This window comes from Serratia odorifera (genome assembly GCF_041448735.1).
Taxonomy (GTDB): domain Bacteria; phylum Pseudomonadota; class Gammaproteobacteria; order Enterobacterales; family Enterobacteriaceae; genus Serratia_F; species Serratia_F odorifera.
On the sequence record NZ_JBGMUT010000007.1, the window covers coordinates 120,734 to 133,692 of the forward strand.

At 56.6% G+C, this 12,959-nt stretch carries 14 protein-coding genes and 1 riboswitch; of the genes, 6 read left to right on the forward strand and 8 right to left on the reverse strand.

Annotated elements, in window-relative coordinates; all coding sequences use genetic code 11:
- The first annotated feature begins 48 nt into the window (after window positions 1-48).
- Window positions 49-3,144 carry an autotransporter outer membrane beta-barrel domain-containing protein gene (locus ACCC84_RS17230; RefSeq protein ID WP_371902104.1) on the forward strand — a complete coding sequence of 1,032 codons (3,096 nt, stop codon included), beginning with the start codon at window positions 49-51 and terminating at the stop codon, window positions 3,142-3,144.
- A 116-nt stretch (window positions 3,145-3,260) separates the two neighbouring features.
- On the opposite strand, the gene rluF is transcribed toward ACCC84_RS17230, so the two are convergent.
- Together rluF and ACCC84_RS17240 are read right to left on the reverse strand one after the other, a co-directional pair.
- Window positions 3,261-4,025: a 23S rRNA pseudouridine(2604) synthase RluF gene (gene rluF / locus ACCC84_RS17235; protein ID WP_039991844.1), complete on the reverse strand. Its 765-nt coding sequence runs from the start codon at window positions 4,023-4,025 to the stop codon at window positions 3,261-3,263.
- 140 nt (window positions 4,026-4,165) lie between these two features.
- The gene (locus tag ACCC84_RS17240) at window positions 4,166-4,504 is read right to left on the reverse strand and encodes a hypothetical protein (RefSeq protein ID WP_039991845.1); all 339 of its coding nucleotides are present in this window, start codon (window positions 4,502-4,504) and stop codon (window positions 4,166-4,168) included.
- A gap of 641 nt (window positions 4,505-5,145) precedes the next feature.
- Here ACCC84_RS17240 and ACCC84_RS17245 point away from each other — a divergent pair.
- The gene (locus ACCC84_RS17245; protein WP_004959792.1) at window positions 5,146-5,541 is read left to right on the forward strand and encodes a hypothetical protein; all 396 of its coding nucleotides are present in this window, start codon (window positions 5,146-5,148) and stop codon (window positions 5,539-5,541) included.
- A 53-nt stretch (window positions 5,542-5,594) separates the two neighbouring features.
- Here the strand turns inward: ACCC84_RS17245 and ACCC84_RS17250 are convergent, their stop codons facing one another.
- Window positions 5,595-5,816 (reverse strand): hypothetical protein, encoded by a 222-nt coding sequence (locus ACCC84_RS17250; protein ID WP_088499759.1) that lies wholly within the window; start codon window positions 5,814-5,816, stop codon window positions 5,595-5,597.
- Between the two features lie 312 nt (window positions 5,817-6,128).
- Window positions 6,129-6,575, reverse strand: a complete 447-nt coding sequence (locus ACCC84_RS17255) for a winged helix-turn-helix transcriptional regulator (RefSeq protein ID WP_004959799.1) — start codon at window positions 6,573-6,575, stop codon at window positions 6,129-6,131.
- A gap of 94 nt (window positions 6,576-6,669) precedes the next feature.
- Between ACCC84_RS17255 and ACCC84_RS17260 the strand changes: the two genes are divergently transcribed.
- Entirely contained in the window at window positions 6,670-7,890 is a 1,221-nt protein-coding gene (locus tag ACCC84_RS17260) for an MFS transporter (protein ID WP_371902107.1), read from the forward strand.
- Window positions 7,891-7,900: 10 nt separating this feature from the next.
- Here the strand turns inward: ACCC84_RS17260 and ACCC84_RS17265 are convergent, their stop codons facing one another.
- The gene (locus tag ACCC84_RS17265; protein ID WP_004959806.1) at window positions 7,901-8,326 is read right to left on the reverse strand and encodes a GNAT family N-acetyltransferase; all 426 of its coding nucleotides are present in this window, start codon (window positions 8,324-8,326) and stop codon (window positions 7,901-7,903) included.
- A 133-nt stretch (window positions 8,327-8,459) separates the two neighbouring features.
- A riboswitch (TPP riboswitch) is annotated at window positions 8,460-8,556 on the forward strand.
- Between the two features lie 35 nt (window positions 8,557-8,591).
- Between ACCC84_RS17265 and thiM the strand changes: the two genes are divergently transcribed.
- From thiM to ACCC84_RS17280, 3 genes are all read left to right on the forward strand, one after another.
- Entirely contained in the window at window positions 8,592-9,383 is a 792-nt protein-coding gene (gene thiM / locus ACCC84_RS17270) for a hydroxyethylthiazole kinase (RefSeq protein ID WP_004959821.1), read from the forward strand.
- Entirely contained in the window at window positions 9,383-10,183 is an 801-nt protein-coding gene (thiD, locus tag ACCC84_RS17275) for a bifunctional hydroxymethylpyrimidine kinase/phosphomethylpyrimidine kinase (protein ID WP_004959824.1), read from the forward strand. The genes thiM and thiD overlap by 1 nt, the downstream gene beginning before the upstream one ends.
- Window positions 10,184-10,255: 72 nt before the next feature.
- Complete coding sequence (locus ACCC84_RS17280) at window positions 10,256-10,714, forward strand: inhibitor of vertebrate lysozyme family protein (RefSeq protein WP_039992610.1); 459 nt, start codon at window positions 10,256-10,258, stop codon at window positions 10,712-10,714.
- 52 nt (window positions 10,715-10,766) lie between these two features.
- Here the strand turns inward: ACCC84_RS17280 and gutQ are convergent, their stop codons facing one another.
- From gutQ to gutM, 3 genes are all read right to left on the reverse strand, one after another.
- Window positions 10,767-11,738 (reverse strand): arabinose-5-phosphate isomerase GutQ, encoded by a 972-nt coding sequence (gene gutQ, locus ACCC84_RS17285; RefSeq protein ID WP_004959829.1) that lies wholly within the window; start codon window positions 11,736-11,738, stop codon window positions 10,767-10,769.
- Window positions 11,731-12,504, reverse strand: coding sequence for a glucitol operon DNA-binding transcriptional repressor SrlR (gene srlR, locus ACCC84_RS17290; RefSeq protein ID WP_004959831.1), 774 nt, complete (start codon window positions 12,502-12,504; stop codon window positions 11,731-11,733). The genes gutQ and srlR overlap by 8 nt, the downstream gene beginning before the upstream one ends.
- Before the next feature lie 82 nt (window positions 12,505-12,586).
- Entirely contained in the window at window positions 12,587-12,943 is a 357-nt protein-coding gene (gene gutM, locus ACCC84_RS17295; protein ID WP_004959832.1) for a transcriptional regulator GutM, read from the reverse strand.
- Window positions 12,944-12,959 lie beyond the last annotated feature (16 nt).

A 12,959-nucleotide genomic window follows, 5' to 3' on the forward strand; every position in this document is an offset into this window, starting at 1 on the left:
TAAATAATAACTTTGATGGCATCAAGATAATTGTGCCGGAGATAGAACATGAAAGATCAGCTATCGCATAATTTAGCGGTAAACAAACCGCTTTCCAAAATTTACCTCGCACTATTCTCAGCGCCATTGATATTGCTGGCATCGGCCGATATTGCTCGTGCCGATGATGTTATTTTTGATGGCGAATCCCGTATTACCCAACCCTTGAGCTACGCTGGCACGGCTTATGTCGGGCGTAATCAAAGCGCAAACCTGTTGATCGATAATGGTGAGGTTAATGCCTATAACATCAATATCGGTAGCCGCCATGATGGCCAGATTTATCAAAGTCAGGTCACCGTCAGAGGGCCGAACGCGGTATTAAGCGCCATCAACGATCAATATATTTTGCGCGGCAGCCTAGATCTGGGCCTGGGAACATTACGGGTCGAGCAGGGAGCGCTGGCCAGCGCCAAAGAAATCATCGTCGGTACCACCGGTGGATATGACAGCCAGCTTATCGTTACAGGCGCCGGCTCCAGAGTGGTCAGTGACCGGCTCGGTCTCGGTTTTGGTCAGGGCGCGCGTTCCACGCTGCTGATTGAAGACGGCGGCGTGGTCACCACCGCGGGCGCTGCGCGTATCGACAGCGGCTTTATCCCGGACGAAGCTGACAAGCTTAATCCCAAAGCCACGGTGACCGGCAATAACTCGCTGTGGAATATCACGCAAACGCTCACCGCCAATGGCGATCTGGACGTGCTGAACGGCGGTGCGGTCAATGTCGGCAGTGCGCAGATTGCCGGTGTTTCCGGCTCGAACAAAACCGCCGAGCTGTACATCGCCGGTGACGGCTCCCGTTTTAGCAGTGCCAACAGCGTTAACGTCGGCGACTATGGCAATGGCGTGCTGTCGGTGGTGGATGGCGGCACATTTTCCGCCGGCGCCAACGAATTGCGCCTGGGTGATACCGGCTCCGGTTCGAACCGAGGCGCGCTGATCGTCGGCAGTCGCGGCAATATGGATACCGGCACCGGCCTGACCGAACCGACGCTCGGTGTGGCGGGGGCCGCTGGCAGCGTCGATGCTCAGACGGTGATCAATCTGCGCGGCGGATTGTTCGGCAGTTACGTGTATTTTAACCACACGGACGAAAACTACGACTTCGGCAATAAAATGGTCGGTGAAGGTGAGGTTATCAATACCGCCGGGCGAACGACGCTGAGTGGCGATCTGACCCAGCTCCAGGCCAACGTGACCGCCCGTGGCGGTAAAATCATTATTGCCAGCGATATCAACACCCAGCCGGAAGACAATCAGTTCGATGTTCAAACGCTGAGCGCCGAGAACGGCGGTACGCTGATCCTCAACGCCACGGCTGGCTCTGAGGTTAACGATGGGCTGGGGTACAGCAGTGCGGCATCGATAAAATCCGGCGGTACGCTGGGCGGTAACGGCACGCTTGGCCAGACCGAAATTCAGTCGGGCGGCCATATTTCTCCCGGCGACGGCAATATCGCTACCCTGACGCTGAAGCGCTATCTGAATTTCCTGGGGGAATCGTTCTACGATGTTGATATTGCCGGTGATGGTAGCAGTGACCAACTGCGGGTGGTGGGCAAAACCACCATCAGCGAGCAGGCCAGGGTACAGGTCAACGCACTGGATCCGCAAACCAGCTACCAGACTGGCCAACGTTACCGTATCTTAACCTCAGAGGGGGGGATCGACGGTCGTTTTGCCGAGGCGATTTCAAAATCTGCATTCTTGGACGTCGCACTCGATCAGAGTGCTAACGCTGTCGATCTGACCATCGCGCAAAAAGGCGGTGAAGGCGGCAATCCGGGCGAAGGCGGCAATCCGGGCGAAGGCGGTAATCCGGGCGAAGGCGGCAATCCGGGTGAAGGCGGTAATCCGGGCGAAGGCGGTAATCCGGGCGAAGGCGGTAATCCGGGCGAAGGCGGTAATCCGGGCGAAGGCGGTAATCCGGGCGGAGGCGGCAATCCGGGCGAAGGCGGTAATCCGGGCGGAGGCGGTAAACCCGGTATTTTCCAAACGGTGGCGCAAACCAGCAACCAATGGAATACCGCTGGCGCGTTGTCGACCTTGACGCAGCAGGGCCCGTCACTGGCGCTGTATAATGGTTTGCTGTTATTGAATACGCAGCAAGCGCGTGAGGCGTTCAATCAACTGTCAGGCGAGATCTATCCCTCCGTTCAGTCTAACCTGATCGCTGGCAGCACCCAGTTGTTCAATGTGCTGAACCAGCGCATGCTTCAGGCATTTGAGGGGGATGCCTTACCTGTTCCCCCGTTGGCGATGACGCTGGTGCAGCCAGCCAGGGCTGACAATAACGGCGTTTGGGGGCAGGCGTTTGGCTCCTGGGCCAGGAACAGCGGTAACGGCAACGTAGGTAAACTGGAGGGCAATACCAGCGGTTTCCTGCTGGGGGCCGATCGTAAACTGGCCGATCACAGTATCCGCATTGGTGGATATATGGGCTACAGCCGTGGCAACTATGATGTCGATAGCCGCAGCGCCAAGTCCGACAGTGACAATTATCACCTTGGCCTGTATGCGGCAGGGCAGCAACAGGCCTTCTCGCTGCGCGGTGCGCTCGGTTACACCTGGCACCGGCTCGAAGGCGAACGCAACGTTAACTTCGGCAGTTTCTCGGATCGGCTGAGCTCGGATTATGACGCGGATTCACTGCTGGCGTTTACTGAAGCGGCCTACCGTTTTGGCCTGCCGGACGCCAATCTTGAGCCGTTTGTCAATCTGAGCTATATCCGCCTGCATACCGATAATTTCCAGGAAAAAGGCGGCGCCGCCGCGCTAAGCGTCAACAATGAAACGATGAATACCTTCTATTCAACGTTGGGTCTGCGCGCCATGACCGAGTTGCCGAAAAACGTCAGTCTTTACGGCTCCTTGGGTTGGCAGCATGCCTACGGCGATAAAAATAGCGCATCACGTATGGCATTTGCCGGTAGTGACGCGTTTATCACGCAGGGGCAGGCGGTTGATGACGATGTGATGGTGGCGGATGTCGGCGTGAGCGTGAAGCTGTCGCCTGCCAGCAGGTTGGATCTGGGTTATCAAGGACAATACGGTTCTGATACGCAGGTTAATGCAGTCAATGCCACGATTAGATGGTCATTCTGACCGTTGAGACACTGCGTATTTCCAGCGTCAAAGTATGCCGTGCAGCAGCACATTGGTTATGCTGCTGCACGGCTATCCTGCAACGCCACAACGGAGAGAAGGAACTGCCGTACCGGTTATGCGACGGGGGGGATGCTTGTCGTCGCTGGCTGCGACGCTTCGGACGACGAATGCTCAATCAGCCGGAATAATTCGCGCCGCTCTTCATCGGTAAAATCTCGCCATTCACCCAACGCCAATCCGTGCAGATTGATATTCATAATGCGCACGCGTTCCAACTTGGTCACCTGATAGCCAAAATATTTGCACATGCGGCGAATCTGACGGTTAAGCCCCTGCACCAGCGTAATGCGCAATATCTGCGAGGCGATTTTCTCTACCAGACAGGGTTTGGTGACGGTGCCCAGTATCGGTACGCCCGCGCCCATGGCCTGAATAAATTCATCGGTTATCGGCCGGTCGACGCTGACCAGATACTCTTTTTGGTGATTGTTGCCGGCGCGCAGGATCTTGTTGACCAGTTCACCGTGATTGGTGAGAAATATCAGTCCCTGAGAGTCTTTGTCCAGACGGCCGATGGGAAAGGTGCGTTGGCTGTGGTTAACCCAATCGCCGATGTTGTTACGCACCTGCTTGCCCATGCTGGTGATGACGCCAACCGGCTTGTTCAGCGCGATAAGCACCAGATCTTCTGCCTTGCGCGGTGCGATAGGCTGGCCGTTAACGCTCACGCTGTCGCCGACAAATACCTGCTCACCCACGTTGGCCATTCTGCCGTTGATAAAAACCAGACCCTGCTTGATATGGCGATCGGCATGACGACGGGAGCAGATGCCGCTGTCGCTAATGTATTTGTTCAGACGAATGGATGAGTGATGCACATGGTTTCCCCGTAAAACGCCGACTATACCTCAGCGGACGGGAATTAAACACCGGTGGGTGCCAGCGTCATGCCGGCTGAGCCTGGCGTAGATAGCTGCGGGGCAGAGGAGGGCAGAGGGCTCCGCCCTGTCTGCGCGGATCAAGGGGCTATCGTGGCCAATTGTTGTTGCAGACTTTGCAGGTCTATCGCTGTTTTGACCGGCTTGGTTTTTTGCCTGTCGTCATAGCGTGCATCGGCCGCTTTGGCTGCCAGCAATGCATGAATTGCCGTATCGCCCTGCTGGCCGCTAAATCCATATGGATCGTTGGCATACAGCGCCTTGCCGTCGACGGTGAGACTGGCCGAACGCGGGGCCGCGCGCGCGGGAAAGGCGATTTTATAGTGGCCGCCAACGTGGCTAATCGTCAGGGTTCCATTGCTAATCGATTTGCCTGGGTCTTTTGCTTGCCATTGGTGGGCACTTGCGGTGCTGGCCACTAAAAGAAAACTTATTAATGCGAATAATCTCATTGCTTTTTCTCAGTTCCGTTGAAGCGCAATAATACAGATAAACGTGAAAAGATGGTAGCGCTGTGGATGCGCCATGGCCACTGCATAAGGCAGAATAACATGCACCCGCGTGAAGGTTCCGTTAAGAAAACAATACTAAAAGGTAAATATCAGGCTCTAGCAGCTTGAGTAAGTTGCCTGCTGGCGTGATAGATAATGGACGCAATAATTATCACCCACGCTTGGGATGTCACTAATTTTGGCGGTAATGTCAGCGGAATCAATGGTGAGCGTAGGCTATTTAAAATAGCAGCGGACTGTTGATTATATTGCTTATTCACTCTGTCGTTATTATAAATCGACGAAGTCTGGGGGAGCCGTTAAACCGATTGATCGATATGCCGTCATACGGTGTTTGTCAGCAACCAGATAGGCGCTACGCTCGGTAAGGCGAGATTTCTGCGCATAGCGGTAAAGTGGGCTATCCTCACCAGATGGCTGGTTTTCTCAGCCGATTTGCTGTGGGCCAGACGCATGGCTAACAGCGATTTAATTATATCGCGCCAGGCGATTTCCCCGGCTGCCGGCTAATACTTTAGCGGCGATTAAATGATTGCAACGAGGAAAGTATGAAAATAGCGATGGTTTCATTGTCACTATCATTGTTTATGCTGGCCAACCCGGTGTTCTCTGCCGAGCGCTGCGAGCCGTTCAACAAGCCGGTAAATGCGGAAAATACGCCGGCTTATCAACGGCTGATACAAAAAAGTCTGACGGAAAAAATTGCATTAAAATCCATTGATATCACGCAGGTACAGGGTGATAAAGACTGGCTGGTGATTTATGCCGCAACCGAAGTGGCCGATCCTGGCGCGTTTTTCTTCAAGAATAATCAATTTGTCGACGTCTGGGGAGGCCAGCCTGACTTATCAGAAAAAGAGCAGGTCATAAAATGGACGCGTGGTCTGCACGTGCCTGACTCGCTGGCGCAATGCTTTTTTGACACCGTAGCCATCGACGAATAGTCACGTCAACGGCGACGGCACGCGCTTATCGGCAATACCCGAGCGGATAAGCGCTATTTTTTTGTTTTTGCTTCCCTATCCAGCATTTTCTGTTCATCGGCATCTTCCATTTCTGCCTGCCGCATCAGGCAATTAGCGTAAGCATCGCTACCACGTTGAAAGCCATAATCATCGCATTTCTTCTTATGTTGCTCCAGGATCATTGAATCAAGTTCTTCATTGATTCCACAGCCGGATAATATGATTACTGATAATGCAAGTAATAGGGTCCGCATGACTTCACTCCCGAGGTTGGTAATAAATAGAGGATTTATTTTAATTAAGGAAAAGTACGTTGATGATTGAGGTTTAATAACGTAGGCGATAAATAATCGGCGATATGAAAAGTACCCAGTACAGTCTTGTTTCCATTGGGTTGGCTGTCAAGTTATCGCATGGCGTTTGAGGATAATAACGGCAGGTCAATGCCGATAGCGGGTTGGCGCCTTGGGGCGTGCAGCGCGGAGTGGGGCGGAGCAAGGCGAATCACACCACGGTGTACGGGCGGCAGTATTGCCAGCCCTGTGCGAGTCGCCGATGCGGCATGGCTAAATGTCTTCCAGTTTCACTACTCGGGTATTTAGCGGGGTCAGCGTTTGGCCTTGCGAGCCCGACGGCGTCATGCGGGGGATCCTTTGACCGCTGTCGCTTTCCACCAGCAGTGAATGTGGCTCGTTGGCAGCAAACAGATAATCCTCACCCCATTGGCGCAGCGCAACGACGATCGGAAACAGCGCACGGCCTTTTTCCGTCAGCAGATATTGCTGATAGGCACCGTCCGCCGCCGGCACAATTTCCAAAATACCGTGCGCCACCAGGGTGCGCAGACGCAGCGAAAGAATATTTTTCGCCATGCCAAGGTTTTTTTGAAATTCATTGAAGCGACTAACGCCGTCGAAGGCATCGCGAATGATCAATAACGACCACCAATCGCCGATGACATCCAGCGCGCGTGCCACTGGGCAAGGTGCGTGTTCCAGGCTTTTACGTTTCATGATCCGCTCCTTTTCGCAGAAGAGGTTGCATTATAAAACCTCATTGCGTAACCTGCATTAGGTTTAATTATGAAACCTAACTGCCGAGGCCACCATGAGCACCGATTTGCTTGATGACATCTGTCCTGCCGCCAAAACGCACCGGTTACCCACCTCGTTGGTTCTGTTATTGGCGGCCGCCAGCGCATTCAGCGTGGCGAACGTTTACTATGCACAACCGTTGCTGGATGCCATTGCCTCGGATTTCGCCATCGGTCTGGCAACGGTGGGGATGGTGATCACCGTGACGCAATTGGGGTGTGCGCTGGCATTGGTCTTACTGGTACCGCTGGGGGATCTGCTTAATCGCCGGCGTTTGCTGGCGGTACAACAGCTGCTATTGATCGCGGCGCTGCTGGCGGTGGGCTGGTCGAACAGCAGCGTGCTGTTGCTGACCAGCATGCTGCTGGTGGGGCTATTGGGCACTGCCATGACGCAGGGGCTGATCGCCTTCGCGGCTAGCCTGGCTGGGCCGCACGAGCGCGGGCGTGTGGTGGGTGCCGCGCAGGGCGGGGTGGTAATGGGGCTGTTACTGGCCCGCACCCTGTCCGGTACGCTGGCGGACATGGGCGGTTGGCGTACGGTTTATTTTTTCTCTGCCGGCGTGACGTTAATGCTGTTACCGATTTTGGCGCGTTGGCTACCTCAGCCGCGTAGCCCGGCTGCAACGCTCAGCTACTCTGCCTTGCTGCGCTCGATGCTGACGCTGCTGGTGCGCGATCGCACCTTGCAAATCCGTGGCATGCTGGCGTTGTTGATGTTCGCCGCGTTCAGCATTTTCTGGAGCGCCGTGGTGCTGCCGCTCAGTCAACCGCCGCATAATTTTAGCCATTCGGTGATTGGCGCGTTCGGACTGGTGGGGGCCGTTGGGGCGCTGGCGGCGGTGCGAGCCGGCCATTGGGCCGATCGTGGCCGAGGGCAACAGGCGACCGGGCTGTGTCTGGCTCTGCTGGTGCTTGCCTGGCTGCCGCTTGGCCTGCTGCATAACGGCATGCCGTGGTTGATTGTCGGTATTGTGGTGCTTGATCTGGCCGGGCAGGCAATTCACGTGCTCAACCAGAGCATGATTTTTCGTAGCGATGGGCAGTCGCACAGCCGGCTGGTGGGCTGTTATATGCTGTTTTATGCCGTAGGCAGTGGCGTCGGGGCGTTTGCCAGTACCCATGTCTTTGCGCTGGCCGGTTGGGTTGGCGTCTGTGGATTGGGCGCCGGCGTTAGCCTGTTCGCCCTGTTATTCTGGTGGTTGACGCTAGGATTGATGCCAAATAAAGCCTGAACGGCGGTCATTATCTGTTGGGCGAGTGCAGCAGATAATATTCTTCGTGGCCGTTACAACCAGTCGCAACGACGTGCCAGCCGTGCTTGTCATAGAAACGCAGCGCGGCCTGGTTGTTCACCAGGCATTTTAGCGAACCGGTGCCGCTGAACGTCTGTTCTGCCTGATGCAACAATGCGCTGCCGACGCCTTGCGGCGGCAGGTGTGGATCGACGTACAGGTTATGAATAAAATTCTCTGCGCGATGTATCGAGACAAATCCCAGCAGTTTGCCATCCTGCTCCGCGACCCAGATATCCTCTCCGAGCGTGGCGCGATCAAAATCCTCCAGACGGTAGCCTTGCGTATCACGCCAGGTAAAGGCGGCCTTGCGTGCGGCCAGGTAAAGCGTGCGTAGAAAAGGGCGATCGGTTTCCCGATAGGGTCTGATGTGCATAGCGGCTCCTGGTAACCTTCAACATTGTTAGGCTAGCCATTTTCTGATGGGGAAGTCCACCGCTATTCGTCGCCTGGGCGGCTTGCTTCAGCAGGCCAGTTCCCCTAAGCTGGCTTGCAGTAAAAGACACAATTTAAATGACTCGGGGTGCCCTTCTACGTGAAGGCTGAGAAATACCCGTATTACCTGATCTGGATAATGCCAGCGTAGGGAAGTCTCGATACCCAGCCGGTATCCGCCTTCTTGAACGCCGGTTGGGAGGATTATGATCGCTCGACCTGATGTATTCCCCGGTGCCCGCGCCGCGGCCAGCTTTAACCTGTTCAAACAGCACTCCCCATTGATTCACTGCCTGACCAACGAGGTGGTGCAAGCGCTGACGGCCAACGTATTGCTGGCGTTGGGCGCTTCGCCGGCGATGGTGGTCGAACCGGAGGAAGCCGCGCAGTTCAGCCGCATTGCCAACGGATTATTAGTCAATATCGGTACCCTGACCGCCGCGCGCGGGCAGTCGATGCTGGCGGCGATCGACGCGGCTAATCAGGCCGGTACGCCATGGGTACTGGATCCGGTGGCGGTCGGCGGGTTGCATTATCGCAGCGAATTTGCCCAGCGTCTGTTGGCGCTACGGCCGGCGGCGATCCGTGGCAACGCCTCGGAAATCCTGGCACTTGGCGGCGTGCAGGGCGGCGGGCGCGGCGTCGATAGCACCGCCGATTCGTTAACCGCGCTGACGGCGGCGCGTCAACTGGCGCAAACCAGCGGCGCGATAGTTGCGGTGACCGGTGCGGTGGATTATGTCACCAACGGCGTAGCCGACTGGGCAATCCCCGGTGGCGATATCCTGATGACGCGGGTGGTCGGCACCGGTTGCTCCCTGTCGGCGGTGGCGGCGGCGTTTTGCGCCCTGCCGGGCGAGCGGCTGGATCACGTTGCTACCGCCTGTCGGGTAATGTCGCTGTGCGGCGAACGCGCCAGCACACAGGCTCAGGGGCCCGGCAGTTTTACGCCGGCATTTCTTGATGCACTGTATCAACTGAACGCGGAGGCGCTGTGATGAAACGCATTAACGCCCTCACCATCGCCGGTACCGATCCCAGCGGCGGAGCCGGCATACAGGCCGATCTGAAGACCTTTTCGGCGCTGGGCGCCTATGGCACCAGCGTGATCACCGCACTGGTGGCGCAGAATACCCGTGGCGTGCAGTCGGTTTACAACATCGAGCCGCAGTTTGTCGCCGCGCAGCTGGATTCGGTGCTGAGCGATGTGCGTATCGACAGCGCCAAAATCGGCATGCTGGCCAACGCCGATATCGTGCAGGCGGTGGCGGAGCGCCTGCGACATTCTCCGTTGCCGTTTGTGGTGCTGGATACGGTGATGCTGGCGAAAAGCGGCGATCCGCTGCTGGCACCGGAAGCGGTCGACTCCCTGCGCCGTGAACTGTTGCCTCAGGTGTCATTGATTACCCCCAATCTGCCGGAAGCGGCGGCGCTGCTGGCCTCGTCACCGGCGCAGGATGAGCGGCAGATGCGTGAGCAAGGTCGCGCGCTGCTGGCGATGGGTTGCCAGGCGGTGTTGATGAAAGGGGGTCATTTGAGCGAACAGGAAAGCCCGGATTGGTTGTTCACCGCAGAGGGCGAACTGCGCTTTACCGCGACGCGGGTGGCGACCCGCCACACGCACGGTACCGGCTGCACGCTGTCGGCGGCGCTGGCGGCGTTGCGTCCACGTCATGCAAACTGGGCGGATACGGTCAGCGCTGCCAAAGATTATCTGCAACGGGCGCTGCAACAGGCGGACAGTCTGGAAGTCGGGCAGGGGATTGGCCCGGTGCATCATTTTCACGCGTGGTGGTAACTCAACTTTTCCCGTCGATTGTGGTCTGAGGTGATGCAGACTACGCTTTGAATTTAATGAGGGAGAATGACCATGACAGGAAAATATCAGCTTCGCTGCGCGCTGTTTGCGGCGTTGATCGGCGTCAGCGCCGGCAGCGTTGCTCAGCAGATTGTTACCACGTCGGATCTGATCCAGCAGCCGGGTTACCAGGCCAGCTGGCAGAAAATGGTAAAGGGGCAGAACGGGCTGCCGGACTGGGCGCGCAAGGGGGTGGGCACCTCAACGCCAGCAGAAACCCTCCGTTGGCAGGGCCAGACCTATGAGCTCGGCACCCTGTGCAAACCCCATGACTGCGCCAACAATTTTTTGATTGTGGCCTTCAAGGCGGATAAATCGCAGGCATGGGGCGTACGGGTGTCAGTGGCTGATACGCCAGACGCGGTGGATCATCCAAAGCAATACGCCAAATATCAATGGCTGGGCAAGCCGGACAGCGATATGCAGGCACTGCTGCGTAAACAGTTCGAAAGCAACCCTGACTGGAAGTAATGCGCAGATTCGCATCGGGGGGCGTGGCGTGCGCGCCCCCCGCACCGTAGCCTTAGCCAATGCCGGCCTGATGCAGATCGTGCAGGTTGATCGCACCGACCAATATGCCATTAATATCCACCACCGGCGCGGCGCTGATATGCTGTTCGTGCAGCGCTTCCAACGCTTCACCTGCTCGCCACTGTTCCGGCAAACGGTAGCCGGGGCGGGTGATCGCCGGGCTTAATGCATCGTTCAGGCTATTGCCTTTCACCAACCAGCGGCGTAGGTCGCCGTCGGTAAATACCCCCACCACTTTTTGCTGTGTATCGCACACTGCGACCAGTCCTAACCCGGTGCGACTCAGTTCCAGCATGGCCTCCATCACGTTGGCGCTCTCTTTCACCCTTGGCAGACGATCGCCGGTACGCATCAGATGATGAACTCGATTCAGTAAGCGCGCGCCGAGGCTGCCGCCCGGGTGCGAGCGGGCAAAATCTTCGGCATTGAAACCACGCTGGCGCATCAGCGCCATCGCCAGCGCATCGCCGATCATCAGAGTATTGACCGCGCTGGAGGTCGGTGCCAGCCCCATCGGGCAGGCTTCACGTTCAACGCTGATATCCAGTAGGCAGGCGGCGGCCGTCGCCAATGGCGATTCTTTGCCACCGCTGATGGCGATCAGCGGAATGTGATTTTCCGCCAGCAGCGGCAGGATCAGATCCAACTCTTTGGCGCGGCCGGAATAGGAAATGAAGATCACCACATCGTCTTTGCCGATCATGCCAAGATCGCCGTGCAGCGCTTCTGCCGGATGCACGAAAAATGCCGGCGTGCCGGTGCTGGCCAGCGTCGCGGCAATTTTTTTACCGATGTGGCCGGATTTGCCAATGCCGGAGACCACCGCCTTGCCTCGGCAATTGAGCAGCAGCTCGCAGGCGCAGACCATATTGTCGTCCAGCCGCTCCAGCAGGCGTGTGGCTTCAGCCAGCTCGATTTCCAGCGTTTCACGGGCAAAGTTAAGCAGAGCGGTGGCGTTACTCATCGGTGTCTCCTACCAGAATGATATTGATGCCTTTGTCTTTCAGCGCGGTGACATACTGTGGATTGATGTCTTTGTCGGTGATCAGCGTATCGACGGCGGCCAGTTCGCACACCACGTTGGGGCTTTTACGGCCGAACTTGCTGGAGTCAACCAGCAAAACGATGCGCCCGGCGGCTTCGCACATGGCCTTGCTGACGTTGTGCACCTCATTAAAGGTAGTAACGCCGGCGTTGAGATCGACGCCGTCCGCGCCGATAAACAGGGTGTCGAAGCTGAACTGCTGAAAGGCTGACTCTGCCAGGCTACCGTGAAACGAGGCGGATTTTTTGCGGTAGGTGCCGCCGGGCATCAGAATGGTTTGATCGTTATCCAATTCAACCAGCGCGTTGACGATATGCAGGCTGTTGGTCATCACCGTGATGTTATTGAACTGCGCCAGGTGTGGCACCATCTGTAAGACGGTGCTGCCAGCGTCGAAAATCAGTGAATCGCCGTCATTGATGAGTGCGACGGCGGCATAGGCTATCTGGCGTTTTTTCTCGGTATTGATATGGGTTTTGCGATCGATCGGCTGGTCGCCGTCATCGCGGCTCAGCACCACGCCGCCGTAGGTGCGGATCACCTCGCCTTCTTCTTCCAGCAGGGTCAGATCCTTGCGGATGGTGGTGCCGGTGGTTGAAAAGTGTTCCGCCAGGGCATCCACTGCCGTTTTGCCATGCCGTTGCAGATATTCAAGAATAGCGGCTTGCCGCTGCTTTGGTTTCATAGCGATTCCCGTTCACAAGCGATGAGCATCCCTCCCAGTGAATAATTCAATATGAAAGGTAATGTCTTTTAATCTGAAAATATCATGATTTCGCCTTAATCGCTAACGATAGTGCAGTTTGGCATGCACGATCCTCGGGGAAGATCACATCCGGCAGCAAATCGTGCTGATGCAAACCATGCAGCTGAACCAGAGGTTTAGGTTGGGCGAAGACGGTCAGCCCACGCATCATCATGCTTCCGCATACCCGTTGCTGGGCATCGAACGCCAGCGCCAGCACCACGCGCGGCTTGAAGCGCCCGCCGGAGCGGCCAACGCCGACCGGCCCCAGTTGGCACAATCGGTCAAAGGCGTGATTGAAGCGCTGGATCTGCCACCAGCCGAGGGCTATCTGCCCCAGCCAGGCGATGGCGGCCAGAATAATCAGAGAAGTGGTCATTATGTTACCTCGCAGG

Excerpts from the sequence above, each read along its gene's own strand:
- gutM (WP_004959832.1), bottom strand. The coding sequence starts at position 12,943 with ATGACCACTTCTCTGATTATTCTGGCCGCCATCGCCTGGCTGGGGCAG.
- ACCC84_RS17250 (WP_088499759.1), bottom strand. The coding sequence starts at position 5,816 with ATGCGGACCCTATTACTTGCATTATCAGTAATCATATTATCCGGCTGT.
- gutQ (WP_004959829.1), bottom strand. The coding sequence starts at position 11,738 with ATGAGTAACGCCACCGCTCTGCTTAACTTTGCCCGTGAAACGCTGGAA.
- ACCC84_RS17280 (WP_039992610.1), top strand. The coding sequence starts at position 10,256 with ATGACAGGAAAATATCAGCTTCGCTGCGCGCTGTTTGCGGCGTTGATC.
- ACCC84_RS17255 (WP_004959799.1), bottom strand. The coding sequence starts at position 6,575 with ATGAAACGTAAAAGCCTGGAACACGCACCTTGCCCAGTGGCACGCGCG.
- ACCC84_RS17245 (WP_004959792.1), top strand. The coding sequence starts at position 5,146 with ATGAAAATAGCGATGGTTTCATTGTCACTATCATTGTTTATGCTGGCC.
- ACCC84_RS17230 (WP_371902104.1), top strand. The coding sequence starts at position 49 with ATGAAAGATCAGCTATCGCATAATTTAGCGGTAAACAAACCGCTTTCC.
- srlR (WP_004959831.1), bottom strand. The coding sequence starts at position 12,504 with ATGAAACCAAAGCAGCGGCAAGCCGCTATTCTTGAATATCTGCAACGG.
- thiD (WP_004959824.1), top strand. The coding sequence starts at position 9,383 with ATGAAACGCATTAACGCCCTCACCATCGCCGGTACCGATCCCAGCGGC.
- ACCC84_RS17260 (WP_371902107.1), top strand. The coding sequence starts at position 6,670 with ATGAGCACCGATTTGCTTGATGACATCTGTCCTGCCGCCAAAACGCAC.
- thiM (WP_004959821.1), top strand. The coding sequence starts at position 8,592 with ATGATCGCTCGACCTGATGTATTCCCCGGTGCCCGCGCCGCGGCCAGC.
- ACCC84_RS17265 (WP_004959806.1), bottom strand. The coding sequence starts at position 8,326 with ATGCACATCAGACCCTATCGGGAAACCGATCGCCCTTTTCTACGCACG.